Raw genomic sequence first — 14,707 nt, forward strand, 5'->3', positions numbered from 1 at the left:
CCGCCGCAGGTTCGCCCGCGGCTCTTTTGTTTTACTCGCCCTCACGGGCCTCCAACCGGGACGTCCGACCATGAAGGTCCGTAGCTCGCTGAAGTCGCTGAAGGGTCGCCACCGCGACTGCAAGATCGTTCGCCGCAAGGGCGTTCTGTACGTCATCAACAAGACCGACCCGCGCTTCAAAGCCAAGCAAGGCTGATCAGGCGTGATCGGCGCGCCCCGCCTTTCGCGGGCGAGGCGCGCGCCGACCGTCGGTGGATGGGATGACTATCCACAGGGCCGCGGGCGTTGTCCGCGGCTTTTTCGCGTCCGGCGTTGAGCGCAGGCTCGCGTCTGACTAGTGATTCTTTTCCAAGTCGTCCCAATGGCCCTCGGCCTGCTTGAGGACGTGCTTTTTTCTTGCCCTAACGGTCCTAGGCCTGCTTGAGGGCGCGGTTCTTTCCTGCCCTGACGGCCCTCGGCCTGCTTGAGGGCGCAGCTTGATTTGAGTTCTGGAGTTCAGTCATGGACGACGCTTCCTTCGACGCCAGCCCCGACGTCCTGACCGCCACGGCCCAGGGCCGTCTTCGCTCGATCATCGAACGCCTGGAGCGCCTCGAAGAGGACAAGCAGGCCGTCATGGTCGACATGAAGGAGGTCTTCGCCGAGGCCAAGGGCGAAGGCTATGACGTCAAGGTGCTGCGCAAGGTTCTGCGCCTGCGCAAGCAGGACAAGGCCAAGCGTCAGGAAGAAGAAGCGATTCTGGACCTCTACCTCTCGGCTCTCGGCGAGATCTGAGGGAGGCGGGCCTGAAGCGCACGCCCTTCAAGCCCTCCGGCGACGGCCCTTCACGCTCCAGCAGCCTGAAGGGCGGCGGCGCCCTTAAAACCAAACCTTCTCTGAGCCCCTGGGAGCAGCAGAAGGAGGCGGCGAAACGATCCGCGCTCAATGCCCTGAAACGCGCCCGCCGCTCGGCAGAGAAGGCGGGCGTTTCCCTGTCCGAATGGGAGGGGGAGTTCCTCGATTCGGTGGGCGAGCGAATCCAGACCCATGGCCGCGCCTTCGCCGACCCGGAAAAGGGCGCGCCGGGCCAGGCGCTGTCGGCCATGCAGGGCCGCAAGCTGAAAGAGATCACGGCCAAGGCCAAGGGCGAACCGCGTCGATTCGGGCGACGCCGGAAAGAAAGCCAGTCGACGCCCGATGAGGTTGAATGAAGCCCGCAACCGTTCAGCTTGGCCGTGCGTTGCGTCTGCGGATATCCAAGCCTCTTGAGAGGGAAGACTAATGAAACCCTTCGCCCCCGCCGTCCTGACCGGCGGTCTTCTGAGTTTGAGCCTGGCGCTGGCGGCGTGCGGCGATCGTCCGGGGGCGGCGCCCGAGGCCGCGTCTGAGGCGACGGTCGATCTCAGCGGCGGCCCGGCGGCGGCGCCCCAGGCGGTCAGCCCGACGCCGAACGCCGTCCTGGCCTTGCCTGTCGTCGACGAGGCCGCCGCGCGCGCCTTCGTTCGTGAGGAAGGCTCCACGCTGGAGGTGTTGACCTTCGAGCGGGCCGGATCGGTGACGAAGGAAGGAACGGTGAAGGGCTATGCGGCGCCGGTCTACGCCGTACCCGTCGCGGCGGGACAGACGCTGAAGGTCGCCTTCAAACCGTCCAACACCAACCTGTATTTCAACATCAGCGACGCGGCGGACCAGAGCGGCGCGGCCGTGTTCCGGGGCGAGGTCGAGGGCGAAACGGCCGAGCTGAAGGCCGCCAAGGACACGACCTATGTCATCACCCCGTTCCAGCCTCGCGCCACGGCGCGCCGGGGATCGGAAGGCGCCTACGCCCTGACGGTCAGCCGGAACTGACTCGGGGACAGCGAAACGATGGCGAAGGGCGGCGGAGGCGAACTCAGCCGCCCTTCCAATCGCTTTCAGGGCAGGGCGTTCAGGCGCATGGCCGACAGATAGGGTTGATAGGCCGCGCGGGCGGCCGCCGCGCCGGACAGGTCGTCCTGTTCGATATGGATGGTCAGACCGTAGCGGCCCTTGAGCGCGCTCATCATCGAGCCGACGCGGCCGCCTGAATCCTTGGGTTCGACGCCGATGACGATGGGCTCGCCGGACGGAGCGTCCATGACCACGGGCAGATAGTCCTCGCCGCCGATCGAAGCCAGGGCGGGCGGGGAGGACAGGGCCATCTCGCGCACGCCCTTGGTCATTTCCACGCCTGCGACGACGCTCTTGAAAGCGGTCTCCTGAGCTGCGGCGAGCAGGCCGGACATGGGACCGCTTTCCTCGGGAACGGGGGCCTTGGAATCGATCAGCAGGATTTCGGCGCTGGTCCCCGGCTCGCCATAGGTCATGGAGACGGAGAAGGCCTGGCACTCGACCTCGGTCAGCGGCTTACCGGCGATGGTCTGGGCCGTCGGCATGGCCGCCAGAAGCGGGTGATCCACGCACTCGGACGGCAGGGCGGCCTTGGACAAAAGGGCGGAAGCGCCGGCTTCAGCCGGGGGCGGGGCCTCGGCGTTGGAGCAGGCGGTCAGGGCGACGACGGACGCCACGGTCAGAACGGCGGCGGTATGACGAAACAAGATGGCGGGCTCCCCCCGGTTGAACTGGAGGGGAGACCTGTGGCCGGAACCGCCGCCGTTTGGAAGCCTCAAGCATCGTGGGTCAGTCCAGTTCCTGAACGCCGCCGCCGGAGACGGTCAGGATCTGGCCGCTGATCCACGACGCCGCGGGCGAGCACAGGAACAGGGCCGCGCGGGCGATGTCCTCCGGCTGCCCCAGGCGGCCCAGCGGCGTGTGCTTGAGCATGGCCTGTTCGATCTCGGGCGTCAGGACGCCGGCCAGGGCGTCGGTCTTGATCGCGCCTGGCGCGATGGCGTTGACGCGAACGCCGCGCGGACCCAGGTCGAAGGCGACGTTGCGGGTCAGATGACTGACCGCCGCCTTGGACGAACCGTAGGAGGCCATGCGGGCGTTCTTGTTGTCTCCGGCCATGGAGGTGATGTTCAGGATCGCCCCGCCGCCTGCGTCCTGCATGTGCGGCGCCGCCAGTTGCATGAAGCGGAAGGGGGCGAAGACGTTGAGCTGATAGGCGCGCTCGAAATCGCTCATGGGCATGTCGAAGGGCTTGGGGCCGCCGCCGCCCGCATTGTTCACCAGCAGGGTCAGCTTGCCGAAGGCCGCGACCACGGCCTCGACAGTCGCGATGCGCTGGGCTTCGTCGGTGACGTCGCAGGCCAGGCCGACCGCGCGTCCGCCGGCCCGGGCCACGCCGTCCGCCACGGCCAGGGCCTTGGCTGCATCCAGGTCCGTGACGGCCACGGCGGCGCCCGCTGCGGCGAAGGTCTCGGCGATGGCGCGGCCTATTCCGGCCCCTGCGCCCGTCACCAGGGCGACGTGACCGTCCAATCGGAAATGTGCGTCCATGGTGCAGCCCCTGTGTGAAATCCCACTAGGGAAGCGTCAGGCGCGCGCGAGGGTTCCTGCGCCTGTGGTCTTCGGGCCTCTCAGCCGGCTTCCTTGAGCTGTTCCTCAAGGCCCTGTTCGCGGACCTTGCGATAGAGGGTAGAGCGGCCGATGCCCAGGCGGCGGGCGATTTCGGACATGTGGCCGGAGTAGACCTCGATGGCGTGCTGGATCAGGTCGCGTTCGATCTGCTCCAGTGTGCGGACGTGGCCGCGGTCATCGGTGATGCGGACCGGGCTGTCGTGCTGGGCGTCCTCGTCGCTCGAGGCGGACTCGGAGGCCGAGGCGGGCGCGTGCTCGCCGCTCCGGGGAGCGGCCACGGCGTCCAGCGGCACGGCGACGCCCGAGATGGCCGGGAAGTCGTGCGGCTGCAACAGGGGAGAGTCGGCCAGGACCAGGGCGCGATAGACCGCATTCTCCAACTGGCGGACGTTGCCGGGCCAGTCGTGGCCCTGCAGCAGGGCCAGAGTCTCGGGCGAGCAGCCCGCGACGCGCTTGCCTTCCTCGACGTTGAAGCGGGCGATGAAGTGCTCGACCAGGGCCGGGATGTCCTCGCGCCGTTCGCGCAGGGCCGGGGCCTCGATCGGGAAGACGTTCAGACGATAGAAGAGGTCTTCGCGGAAGGCGCCTTCCTTGACCTGCTGGGCCGGGTCGCGATTGGTGGCCGAGACGATGCGGACGTCGACCTTGACCGGGCGTTTGCCGCCGACGGGATCGACCTCGCCTTCCTGAAGCGCGCGCAGCAGCTTGACCTGCATGTCCAGCGGCAGTTCGCCGATCTCGTCCAGGAATAGGGTGCCGCCGTTCGCCTCGACGAACTTGCCCGCGTGTTTTTCGTGCGCGCCGGTGAAGGCGCCCTTCTCGTGGCCGAACAGGATGGATTCGACCAGATTGGCGGGCAGGGCGCCGCAGTTGACCGCCACGAAGGGCTTGCCCGCCCGGTCCGAGGCGCCGTGCAGGGCGCGAGCGATGACCTCCTTGCCGACGCCGCTTTCGCCGGTGATCAGCACGGGGATGGAGGACTTGGCCGCGCGCTGGCCCAGGGCCTTGACCATCCGCATGGGTTCGCTGTCGCCGACCATGTCGTCGAAGGAGGAGCGGCCCGCAGCGCGCTTCTTCAGGCGGCCGATCTCGGCGGTCAGCTGGGTCATCTGCAGGGCGTTGCGGACGCCGACCAGCAGGCGGTCGGGGCCGACCGGCTTGACGAAGAAGTCCTGGGCCCCGGCCTGCATGGCCTTGACCACCGTCTCGATGCCGCCGTTGGCCGTCAGCACGATGACCGGCGTGGCCACGCCCGCCGTGCGCATCTCGGCCAGGGCCTCCATGCCCGACAGGCCGGGCATGACGAGATCCAGAAGCACCACGTCGGCGCCGCCGCCCTTGGTCAGACGGTCGATGGCCTCGCCCCCGCTTTCGGCGTGGACGACCGCATAGCCTTCACGGTCGAGCACCGCCTGAATCAGGCGGCGCTGCGTGGGATCATCGTCGACGACCAGAACGGTCTTGGCCATTGGAGCACACCCTTCAACATCACCATCGAACGGCCGTCCTCATTGGGTCGGGACTGGCTCGTTTCGACACAACCCTAGAACGGAGGGAATGAAGATCGGGTTTCGGAGACCTGAGTCAGGGGTTAACGGGGGCGGGCTTCGGGCAGACGGCTTCCGGCTGCAGCCGCCCGGTCACGGCGCCCATGTTCAGATCGGGCCAGGGCGATGCGGCGGTCTTCAGATCGGGGTGCTTGAGCGACTCGCGCAGATCGCGGCCGCCGGGACCGGGACAATGCGGAACCTGATAGTCGCCCTGATGGACCCAGCGGCCATCGGCGCCCTGAGCGAACAGGGCGATCCTGTAAGTGGTCGCCAACAGGATTTCGTCGCGGCCGTCGCCGTTCAGGTCGCGCTGTGCGGCGAGGCAGTTGTAGTCGCTGTTGCAGGCGTAGCGCGGATCGCCGGACGGCGCCGGGGCCAGGAAGGCGGCGGGCAGGGGCTTGTCCTCCGGCCACGGGGCGATGTTCGGCGCGCGCGGGGGCAGGGCGGCTTCCTCTATGTCATAGCGCGAGGTCACGGCCTGGGCCGCCTTGGCGCGACGGGCGATCTCGGCGTCGGAGGATTTCGCCAGCTCGGCCAGGGCCGCGCGTCCCGTCTTGCCCGCGCCGAAGCGCAGGAAGGCGTAGTCGAACTGGGCCGCGCTGACGGCGCCGCGCTTGAGCCGGGCGGTCTGGTCGTTGACCGACAGGCGGGCCGGATCGGCCAGGGGGCTGAACAGGGCCAGGATGACCAGCACCGTCAGGACGGCGGCCAGGACGTTGGAGCGCTCCAGCGGCTTCATCCAGGCGGTCTTGCGCCACAAGGGCGACAGGGCGGCCCAGCCGTATCCGACGGCGTACAGGACGCCGACCAGGGCGCAGGCCGAGGCGATGATGCGGTCGGGCGTCAGGCCGTGCTGGCCGATACGCAAGGACAGGCCCCAGACCGCGATCAGGATCAGCGGCGTCAGCAGCACCGAGGCGACCCGCACCGCCAGGCGCAGGGCGGCGGGCGGCAGATTGTCCTCGCGTCCATCCTGATAGGCGGTGTTGATCAGCACGATCAGGGCGGCGGCGGCCGACAGCACCAGGGCCGTGGCGCTGCCCGTCTTCCACAGCCCGTCCAGTCCGGTGAAGGGCAGGGCGGCCAGGAAGCCCGCCACCAGGACGGTGATGACCAGCAGCAGCCAGGACAACAGCATCAGCGCCACCGTCCGCACGCCCCGGATCAGGCCGCCGCGCACGTCGGTCAGCTGCACCGCCACGGCGAAGACCAGGCAGGTGACGGGGATGGAGAACCACTCCTCGCCCAACAGGTCGCTCAGGAAGCTGAGGCCGATGACGCGGAACAGGGCCGCGCCCAGGAACAGCAGCAGCCAGAAGGCGCCGGTGAAGCCCAGCGACAGCACCAGTTGCACGCCCGCCTTCCAAGCGGTGTCGAAATAGTCGTCGTAGTCGGCGATCCAGCGTCGCCCTTGGACGGCCGGAACGATCAGGTGATGGGCGATGAACAGGGCGGCTGCGGCGAAGGCCACGACCGGGAAGCGCAGATAGGGCGGGCGGAAATAGTCGCTCGCCTGCTGGGCTGCGTCGTGCCAGCCCAGCAGCGCCAGAACCGCCGCCGCGACCGCGCCCCACAGCGCCAGCGTCTTCCATCCCATCCGCCCGACGCCCGCCAGCAGCATGATCGGCGCGAACGCCGCCGCCAGCGCCAGGGCGGCGAAGAGCGAAGGCTGGGTTGCGGGCCAGGCCAGGGCCGTGGCGTCCGACGCCGAGCGATACAGCAGATAGAGAACCAGCCCCTGGATCAGACCGATCCCGATGCGGATGGCGGCGAGCCCGCGCGCGCCTTCCAGCGAGGCGCGGCCGGTGGGGTCGGGGGCGGTATGGGTCATATTTGAACAGTGCTCGATTTTGACGGCGAAGGGAAGACGCTTTTCATCGTCCTGGTTTGAGGCTGACCTGCTGAGAGAAGGGCGGCTTGCATCGCGCCCCTCGTCTCTCCACAACCAAGGGCATGAACGCGCCCGTCAAAACGACCGAATTCGCCGACGCCCCGCTGTGGGATCTGTCCGACCTCTACGCCTCGCGCGAGGATGCGCGCATCGCCGCCGATCTGGAGCGGGCCAGGGCGTTGGTCGACCGGATGAACGCTTGGCAGGGGCGGCTGGCCGCGCTGTCGGGCGCCGAACTGGGTCGGGCGCTGGACGAGGCGATCGGGCTTTATGAGCAGGCGGCGGACGTGATGGGGGCCTTGGGCGCCTACGCCTTCCTGGCCGCCTCGACCAATCGCGAGGATGCGGCGGCGCAAAGCTTCGAGGCCGATGTGCGCGAGAAGTTGACGGTCATCGCCACGCCGACCGTCTGGCTGACGCTGGAGATTAATGCGCTGGACGAGGCGGCGGTTGAGGCGGCGCTGGCGGCCCATGCGCCCGCCGCGCGCTGGGCGCCGTGGCTGCGCCGGGTGCGGGCGATGAAGCCGCATGAACTGTCGGCCGAGCTGGAGACCTTCATCGCTGAGCGCGGCCCGATTCAGGCGCAGTGGCCGCGCCTGTTCGACGAGACCCTGGCCGTGCTGCGCGCACCCGTGGGGGATGATGAGCTGACCCTGGCCGAGGGGCTGAACCGTCTCAGCGACGCGGACGGCGCCAAGCGTCAGGCGGCGGGCGAGGGCCTGTCGACGGCCTTTTCCGGCATCGCCCGGACCATGGCCATGGTGCTGAACACCGTCGCCGCCGAAAAGGCGCTGGAGGATCGCAAGCGCGGCTTCAAACGCCCCGCCGACAGCCGCCATCTGGGCAATGAAGTCGACGGCGAGAGCGTGGACGCCATGGCCGAGGCGGTGGCGCAGGCCTATCCGCGTCTGGCGCATCGCTATTATGCGTTGAAGGCCAAGGCGATGGGCAAGGATCGGCTGGCCCACTGGGACCGCAATGCGCCGATCGAGGCGGCGGCGTCGCGCGCCTATGACTGGGCGGGCGGGCGCGCGGTGGTGCTGTCCAGCTTTGCTGATCTGGGCGGAGACTTCGCCGAGCGGGCGGGCTGGTTCTTCGACCGGCCGTGGATCGATGCGCGGGCGCGGGCGGGCAAGCAGTCCGGCGCCTATGCTCACCCGGTGACGGCGGATCGGCACCCCTATGTCTTCTTGAACTGGATGGGCGAGCGGCGCGACGTGCTGACGCTGGCGCATGAACTGGGCCACGGGGTGCACCAGACGCTGGCGGCGGGGCAGGGCAGCCTGCTGGCCGATACGCCGCTGACTCTGGCCGAGACGGCGTCGATCTTCGCTGAGGGCCTGACCTTCGACCGCCTGCTGGCCGAGGCGACGCCGGACGAACAGCGCGCCCTGCTGGCGGGCCGGATCGAGGACGGGCTGAACACGGTGGTGCGCCAGATCGCCTTCCACCGCTTCGAGACGCGCTTCCATGACGAGCGGGCGGCGGGCGAGGTGCCGGTCGAGCGCATCCGCGAGATCTGGATGGAGGAACTGGGCGCCAGCCTCGGGCCCGCAGTGGACCTGACCGGCTATGAGGACTGGTGGGCCTATGTCAGCCACTTCGTCCACGCGCCCTTCTATGTCTACGCCTATGCGTTCGGCGACCTGCTGGTCGCGGCGCTGATGGAGACGCGGGCCAAGGATCCGGCGGCCTTTACGCCCCTGTATCGCGACCTGCTGTCGGGCGGCGGGGCGCGGACCTATGTCGAGGCGCTGAAGCCGTTCGGCCTGAACCCGCGCGACCCGGCCTTCTGGACCATCGGCACCAAGCGGCTGGAAGGCCTGATCGATCGGTTCGAGGCGCTCTGACTTCCTTCTCCCCTTGTAGGAGAAGGTGGCCCGTCAGGGCCGGATGAGGGGGTTCTCCGCAGCTTGATGGGGGGCTGACCTTAATGTCCCGCAACCCCTCATCCGTCAGGCTCCGCCTGCCACCTTCTCCTACAAGGGGAGAAGGGAAAGGGCGTTGACAGGCGGGACGCGGCGTTGAAGCGTGGCCGCATGAAAATCGCGTCCCGTGTGCTTGTTCTCGCCGCCGTCCTCGCCCTGCCGACGACGGGCTTCGCCCAGACGGCTGAACCTTCCGCCAATCACCGCGCCCTGGCGGCGGGCTATAAGGCGTTGACGGTGTGCAGCGCCCTGCATTCGGCGCGTGCGGCGGGAGCCGATCGCACGGTCGCCAGCGTCGAGGCGAACGAGCTGGTCGGCGTCTATCCCGAGCTTCAGCCGCTGGTCAGAAGCATGAAGGCCGAGATGGCCGGGAACGCCGTCACTGTCGCCTGGGATCAGGCCGCGCCGCCTCGCGTCGCGACCTGGACCGACGGGCGCGGCTGCGTCATCGAGCCGATGGGCTATGCGCCGGGCGCCGCGCCTGAGCGGACGCCGCTGGCGCGCCGGGCCTCGGCGCCGGACCTGCCGACCGCGCGGCCCAAGGGGAACGCTCGCGCGCTGGAGGCCGCCGTCGCGCGCGCCTTCGATCAGGGCTTCGGCGCAGGGACCAACACCACAGGCGTCGTGGTCATGCAGGGCGGCAAGCGGGTGGCGGAACGCTATGCCGCCGACTTCGGCCCGAACACGCCCCAGCGCACCTGGTCGGTGGCCAAGAGCCTGGCCGGAACCGTCATCGGCGCGGCGGTTCAGCGCGGCGAACTGGATGTGAAGGCGCCCGCCGCCATCGCCAATTGGAGCCGCCCCGGCGATCCGCGCGCGGCGATCACCGTCGACGCCCTGATGCGGATGTCGTCGGGCCTGACCAGCGACACGGCGGGCAACCGCACCGACGGCCTCTATTTTGGCGGCGTGGCCGTCGATGAGCAGGCGCCGGGCTGGCCGCTGCTGGCGCCGGTCGGGACGGTCTATCGCTACGCCAACAACGACACCCTGCTGGCGACCATGGCCGCCGCCCCGACCTTCACCGCCCATCCGCCCGCCGAACTGTTCGATGCGCTGGGCATGACGCACACCTGGGCCGAGACCGACTGGCGCGGCAACTACATCCTGTCGAGCCAGGTCTGGACCACGGCGCGCGATCTGGCCCGCTTCGGCCAGCTGTATCTGCAGGACGGGGTGTGGGAGGGCGAGCGCCTCCTGCCGGAGGGCTGGCGCGACTACGTTACCGCCCCGACCGGGCCGCAGCCGCCGACGGGCGACTTCGGCTATGGGGCGACCTTCTGGCTGATGAACCGCTCCGAAGGCGTGCCGGTCGATGTGTTCGCCGCTTTCGGCAACCGGGGGCAGTATGTGGTGATCGTGCCCAGCCGCCAGGTGGTGATCGTGCGGCGCGGCGAAGACCCGGCGGGCAAGCCCTTCGACGTCGCCGCCTTCGCGCGTTCGGTGCTGGAAAGCCTCGACTGAGGCGCCCTTGATCCTGACGGGCTTGAGCCGCGCGCAGGCCTCGCTATAAGAGCCGTCGAAATCTCGACTCTTTTTTTGGATGCCCCATGGCCGACCAGCACGCTGAAGCGACCGCCCCCCACGTCCACGGGGATATGAACATCTCGGAACAGGCCTGGACCTGGAGCCTGTTCATGGGCCTGACCAAGTGGCTGTCGCTGGCCACGGCCGTGCTGATCCTGTTCCTGACGGTGTGGTTCGCCGTCGGCGCCGGCTTCGTTCCCGCCTTCATCAGCGGCGCGGTTCTGTCGGTGGCGGGCTACTTCATGCTGAAGAGCAAGAAGGCGCACTAAGCGCGATCCGACCTATTGAATGCAGCAAGGCCCGTCGGCGTGTCCGGCGGGCCTTTTGCTTGTTTGACGACCCTTCGACCTTAGGCCTAACGTCGATCTGACCCTGGGGAGTGGGAGGGATTCGCTTGGCCGTCGCCATCGCCGTGACCCGTGAACGTCGTGAAGGCGAGACGCGCTGCGCGGTTACGCCTGAAACGGTGAAGAAGCTGATCGCCTTGGGCGCGACGGTGAGCGTCGAGGCCGGGACGGGCCTCGGCTCATCCTTGCCTGACGCCGACTACGCCGAGGCCGGGGCCAGCGTGAAGCCGGACCTGTCGGCGGCGCTGGCGGGAGCGGACATCCTGCTGAAGGTGCGCGGCCCGACGGCGTCGGAGATCAGCGCCCTGAAGCCCGGCGCGGTGGTCGTCAGCCTGCTGGACGCCTGGCGCGACAAGGCCACGCTTGAGGCGTTGAGGGGCGCAGGCGCCACCGCCTTCGCCATGGAGTTCGTGCCGCGCATCACGCGGGCGCAGGTGATGGACGTGCTGTCGTCACAGGCCAATCTGGCCGGATATCGGGCGGTGATCGAGGCGGCCTATGCCTATGGCAAGGGCTTCCCCATGATGATGACGGCCGCCGGGACGGTGGCCGCCGCCAAGACCTTCGTCATGGGGGCGGGCGTCGCGGGGCTTCAGGCCATCGCCACGGCGCGGCGCCTGGGCGCGGTCGTCACGGCCACCGACGTGCGCCCCGCCGCCAAGGAGCAGGTCGAGAGCCTGGGCGCCAAATTCGTCGCGGTCGAGGATGAAGAGTTCAAGGCCGCTGAAACGGCGGGCGGCTACGCCAAGGCCATGTCGGCCGAGTATCAGGCCAAGCAGGCCGACCTGACCGCCGCCCACATCATCAAGCAGGACGTGGTGATCACCACGGCCCTGATCCCCGGTCGTCCGGCGCCGATGCTGGTGACGGCGGCGCACGTCGCCTCGATGAAGCCGGGCTCGGTCATCATCGACCTGGCGGTCGAGGCGGGCGGCAACGTCGAAGGCTCCAAGCCGAACGAGGTCGTGACGACCGCGAACGGAGTGAAGATCGTCGGCTGGAGCAACATGCCCGGCCGCATCGCCGCGGACGCCAGCGCTCTTTATGCGCGCAACCTGGTCGCCTTCCTGGGGTTGATGATCAAGGACGGCGCCCTGGCGGTCGACCTGGAGGAGGAAATCCTCAAGGCCGCCGTCGTCACCCACGGCGGCGCCGTGGTGCATGAAGGAGTGAGAGGCTGATGGAACACGTCGATCCCACCGTCTTTCGCCTGGCGATCTTCGTCCTGTCGATCTTCGTCGGCTACTATGTCGTCTGGAGCGTGACGCCCGCGCTGCACACGCCGCTGATGGCCGTGACCAACGCCATTTCCAGCGTCATCATCGTCGGCGGCCTGATCGCGGCGGCGGCGATGAGCGCGCAGGCGGGCGGGCCGAACGCCTGGATCGCCAAGGGCGCAGGCGTGGCCGCAGTCACCCTGGCCAGCGTCAACATCTTCGGCGGCTTCATGGTCACGCGCCGGATGCTGGCCATGTACAAGAAGAAGGAGCGCGCCTGATGTACAATCTTATCAACGGCCTGATCCTGGTTCTTCTGGCCGTCGCCGTGTTGGTGGTTCTGGCGGCCGCTACGTTAGGCGGCAGGTTGTCGGCTGAGGCGCGTCGTCGCGTCGAGCTCGGCCTGGCGCTGGTCTTCTTTCCGATCGGCGTCGCCCTGTTGATCTGGCGCGCGGCGGGGTTGATGGAGGCCGGAGACAAGTTTGCGGCGCTGGGCGCCGTGGTGTTCACCCTGTTCATCGCCTGGAGCGGCGTTCGTATAATCTGGGCGCGGCGCAAGCGTTTGGCTGAAGGTTCCGCCGCCTCGTGACCCTGTCGCCTATCCTGCTGGCCTTCTATGCCTCCTGGGCCGTCACCGGCTTGGGCGTGGCCCTGTGGATCTGGAGCTGGGTGCGGGTGAAAGACCCCATCGGGCGCCTGCGGTTCCAGGACTGCGGGGTCGTGCTGGTTTTCGCCGCCGTCCTGACGCGCATTATCATCCAGGATCGTCAGATGACGGTCTTCGACTGGGCGATGATCCTGCTGGGGCCTCTGTTCATCGCGGCGGCGCTGTGGCGTCTGTCGCGCACCCAATCCGTCAAACGTTAACCTCGAAGAGTATTGCGTGATGAAAGCTTCCCTGATCTCTGTCCTGGCCCTGTCGGCCGCCGCTGTCGCCGGCGCGGCCTCGGCGCAATCCGCGCGCGAAGTGGGCAATGATCCCTATACCGGCCTGCACTGGTCGGTGGCCGCGCCCCAGGGCGCCAGCTGGACGTTGGAGTGCGGCTTCGCCCCGGTGACCATCAGGGGCGTGCACATGAACCGCATCAACCACACCGGCTCGGGCCGGATGGCCGGACGCCTGCCGGGCGACAACGGCAGCTGCCGCGTGACCAAGACGGGCGGCCGGGGTCCGGTCGGCGTGGCCGTGGTCAAGAACGGCCAGGCGACCGCCGCCGGCACCAACGGCGCGGCGCCCGCCGTGGTCAACGTTTTCTGATCTAGGCATGAAACAAGGGGGGAGGGGATGAACGCATCGATCGCGGCGCTGGCCTATCTGGCGGCGGGGGTTCTGTTCATCCTCTCGCTCAGGGGGTTGTCCAGCCCTGTGACCAGCCGACGGGGCAATACGCTCGGCATGGTCGGGATGGCCCTGGCCGTCGGCGTCACCCTGCTGACGCTGGGGACGTCGGGCGCCCTGGACCCCCTGACCCTGGTCCTGATCGCGGGCGGGGTCGTGGTCGGCGGCGGCGCGGGCGCGGTCATCGCCAACCGCGTGCCGATGACGGCCATGCCGCAACTGGTCGCGGCGTTTCACTCCCTGGTCGGCCTGGCGGCCTGTCTGGTGGCGGTGGGAGCGGTCTATGCGCCCGACGCCTTCGGCATCGTCACGGCGACGGGCGGGATCAAGACCCTGTCCATCGTCGAACTGAGCCTGGGCGTGGCCATCGGGGCCATCACCTTCACCGGATCGGTCATCGCATTCGCCAAGCTGGACGGGCGGATGAGCGGGGCGCCGATCATCCTGCCGGCGCGGCACCTCATCAACATCGCCCTGGCGCTGGCCCTGGTCTTCCTGATCGGCATCCTGATCGGGACGGGCGGGACGGCGATCTGGGCCTTCTGGGGCGTGTTCGCCATCGCCCTGATCCTGGGCGCGACCCTGATCATCCCCATCGGCGGGGCGGACATGCCGGTGGTGGTGTCCATGCTGAACTCCTATTCCGGCTGGGCGGCGGCGGCGCTGGGCTTCACGCTGGAGAACATCGCCCTGATCATCACCGGCGCCCTGGTCGGGTCGTCGGGCGCGATCCTCAGCTACATCATGTGCAAGGGCATGAATCGCAGCTTCATCAGCGTCATCCTGGGCGGTTTCGGCGCCGAGGCGGGCGCGGCTGCGGGCGGCGGGGCTGTCGAGACGCGGCCGGTCAAGCAGGGCTCGGCCGAGGACGCCGCCTTCATCATGAAGAACGCCTCCAAGGTCATCATCGTGCCCGGTTACGGCATGGCGGTGGCGCAGGCCCAGCACGCCCTTCGCGAAATGGCCGACACGCTGAAGGAAGAAGGCGTCGAGGTGAAATACGCCATCCACCCCGTTGCGGGCCGGATGCCGGGGCACATGAACGTCCTGCTGGCCGAGGCCAACGTCCCCTATGACGAGGTGTTCGAGCTGGAGGACATCAACAGCGAGTTCGCCTCGGCCGACGTGGCCTTCGTCATCGGCGCCAACGACGTGACCAATCCGGCGGCCAAGACCGATCCGCAGTCGCCCATCTATGGGATGCCGGTGCTGGACGTGGAGAAGGCGGGCACCGTCCTGTTCATCAAGCGGTCGATGGGCAGCGGCTACGCCGGGGTCGAGAACGAACTCTTCTTCCGCGACAACACCATGATGCTGTTCGCCGACGCCAAGAAGATGGTCGAAGGCATCGTGAAGGCCCTCTGACGGTCGTGCGCGAGAACCCTTCGCGCGGCGGTGCGTTGGCTTGCGACGCTCAACCTGAGCCGT

At 68.5% G+C, this 14,707-nt stretch carries 17 protein-coding genes; 13 read left to right on the top strand and 4 right to left on the bottom strand.

All coding sequences use genetic code 11. The annotated features are described in order from the left end of the window. Window positions 1-70: 70 nt before the first annotated feature. The 4 genes from ykgO (at window position 71) to BJP32_RS09295 (ending at window position 1,827) form a co-directional block, all read left to right on the top strand. Window positions 71-196 (top strand): type B 50S ribosomal protein L36, encoded by a 126-nt coding sequence (gene ykgO / locus BJP32_RS09280; protein ID WP_003165750.1) that lies wholly within the window; start codon window positions 71-73, stop codon window positions 194-196. Window positions 197-501: 305 nt separating this feature from the next. Beyond that, window positions 502-774, top strand: coding sequence for a DUF2312 domain-containing protein (locus BJP32_RS09285; protein WP_003165749.1), 273 nt, complete (start codon window positions 502-504; stop codon window positions 772-774). 101 nt (window positions 775-875) lie between these two features. Further along, complete coding sequence (locus BJP32_RS09290) at window positions 876-1,190, top strand: hypothetical protein (RefSeq protein ID WP_040345878.1); 315 nt, start codon at window positions 876-878, stop codon at window positions 1,188-1,190. 70 nt (window positions 1,191-1,260) lie between these two features. Continuing rightward, the gene (locus BJP32_RS09295) at window positions 1,261-1,827 is read left to right on the top strand and encodes a hypothetical protein (RefSeq protein ID WP_076223784.1); all 567 of its coding nucleotides are present in this window, start codon (window positions 1,261-1,263) and stop codon (window positions 1,825-1,827) included. Between the two features lie 65 nt (window positions 1,828-1,892). On the opposite strand, the gene BJP32_RS09300 is transcribed toward BJP32_RS09295, so the two are convergent. From BJP32_RS09300 to BJP32_RS09315, 4 genes are all read right to left on the bottom strand, one after another. Continuing rightward, on the bottom strand, window positions 1,893-2,555 hold the full coding sequence (locus BJP32_RS09300) for a hypothetical protein (RefSeq protein WP_076223786.1): 663 nt from the start codon (window positions 2,553-2,555) through the stop codon (window positions 1,893-1,895). An 82-nt stretch (window positions 2,556-2,637) separates the two neighbouring features. Continuing rightward, window positions 2,638-3,399 carry a 7-alpha-hydroxysteroid dehydrogenase gene (gene hdhA / locus BJP32_RS09305; protein ID WP_046653274.1) on the bottom strand — a complete coding sequence of 254 codons (762 nt, stop codon included), beginning with the start codon at window positions 3,397-3,399 and terminating at the stop codon, window positions 2,638-2,640. Window positions 3,400-3,479: 80 nt separating this feature from the next. Next, the gene (locus BJP32_RS09310) at window positions 3,480-4,949 is read right to left on the bottom strand and encodes a sigma-54 dependent transcriptional regulator (protein WP_046653275.1); all 1,470 of its coding nucleotides are present in this window, start codon (window positions 4,947-4,949) and stop codon (window positions 3,480-3,482) included. Between the two features lie 115 nt (window positions 4,950-5,064). Then, window positions 5,065-6,861 (bottom strand): DUF4153 domain-containing protein, encoded by a 1,797-nt coding sequence (locus BJP32_RS09315; protein ID WP_076223788.1) that lies wholly within the window; start codon window positions 6,859-6,861, stop codon window positions 5,065-5,067. 122 nt (window positions 6,862-6,983) lie between these two features. Between BJP32_RS09315 and BJP32_RS09320 the strand changes: the two genes are divergently transcribed. From BJP32_RS09320 to BJP32_RS09360, 9 genes are all read left to right on the top strand, one after another. Further along, window positions 6,984-8,771, top strand: a complete 1,788-nt coding sequence (locus BJP32_RS09320) for a M3 family oligoendopeptidase (protein ID WP_076223789.1) — start codon at window positions 6,984-6,986, stop codon at window positions 8,769-8,771. 189 nt (window positions 8,772-8,960) lie between these two features. Next, window positions 8,961-10,313 (top strand): serine hydrolase, encoded by a 1,353-nt coding sequence (locus tag BJP32_RS09325; RefSeq protein WP_076223791.1) that lies wholly within the window; start codon window positions 8,961-8,963, stop codon window positions 10,311-10,313. Window positions 10,314-10,399: 86 nt separating this feature from the next. After that, the gene (locus BJP32_RS09330; RefSeq protein WP_046653279.1) at window positions 10,400-10,645 is read left to right on the top strand and encodes an aa3-type cytochrome c oxidase subunit IV; all 246 of its coding nucleotides are present in this window, start codon (window positions 10,400-10,402) and stop codon (window positions 10,643-10,645) included. A 125-nt stretch (window positions 10,646-10,770) separates the two neighbouring features. Continuing rightward, complete coding sequence (locus BJP32_RS09335) at window positions 10,771-11,904, top strand: Re/Si-specific NAD(P)(+) transhydrogenase subunit alpha (protein ID WP_076223793.1); 1,134 nt, start codon at window positions 10,771-10,773, stop codon at window positions 11,902-11,904. Further along, complete coding sequence (locus BJP32_RS09340; RefSeq protein ID WP_003165738.1) at window positions 11,904-12,221, top strand: NAD(P) transhydrogenase subunit alpha; 318 nt, start codon at window positions 11,904-11,906, stop codon at window positions 12,219-12,221. Before BJP32_RS09335 ends, BJP32_RS09340 begins: the two co-directional genes overlap by 1 nt. Then, window positions 12,221-12,529 (top strand): hypothetical protein, encoded by a 309-nt coding sequence (locus BJP32_RS09345; RefSeq protein ID WP_046653283.1) that lies wholly within the window; start codon window positions 12,221-12,223, stop codon window positions 12,527-12,529. Before BJP32_RS09340 ends, BJP32_RS09345 begins: the two co-directional genes overlap by 1 nt. Continuing rightward, complete coding sequence (locus tag BJP32_RS09350) at window positions 12,526-12,807, top strand: hypothetical protein (RefSeq protein WP_046653284.1); 282 nt, start codon at window positions 12,526-12,528, stop codon at window positions 12,805-12,807. The genes BJP32_RS09345 and BJP32_RS09350 overlap by 4 nt, the downstream gene beginning before the upstream one ends. A 19-nt stretch (window positions 12,808-12,826) precedes the next feature. Next, window positions 12,827-13,198, top strand: coding sequence for a hypothetical protein (locus BJP32_RS09355; protein WP_076223795.1), 372 nt, complete (start codon window positions 12,827-12,829; stop codon window positions 13,196-13,198). 27 nt (window positions 13,199-13,225) lie between these two features. Then, complete coding sequence (locus BJP32_RS09360; RefSeq protein WP_076223797.1) at window positions 13,226-14,644, top strand: NAD(P)(+) transhydrogenase (Re/Si-specific) subunit beta; 1,419 nt, start codon at window positions 13,226-13,228, stop codon at window positions 14,642-14,644. Window positions 14,645-14,707 lie beyond the last annotated feature (63 nt).

This window comes from Brevundimonas sp. ZS04 (assembly GCF_001956865.1).
Taxonomy (GTDB): Bacteria; Pseudomonadota; Alphaproteobacteria; order Caulobacterales; family Caulobacteraceae; genus Brevundimonas; species Brevundimonas diminuta.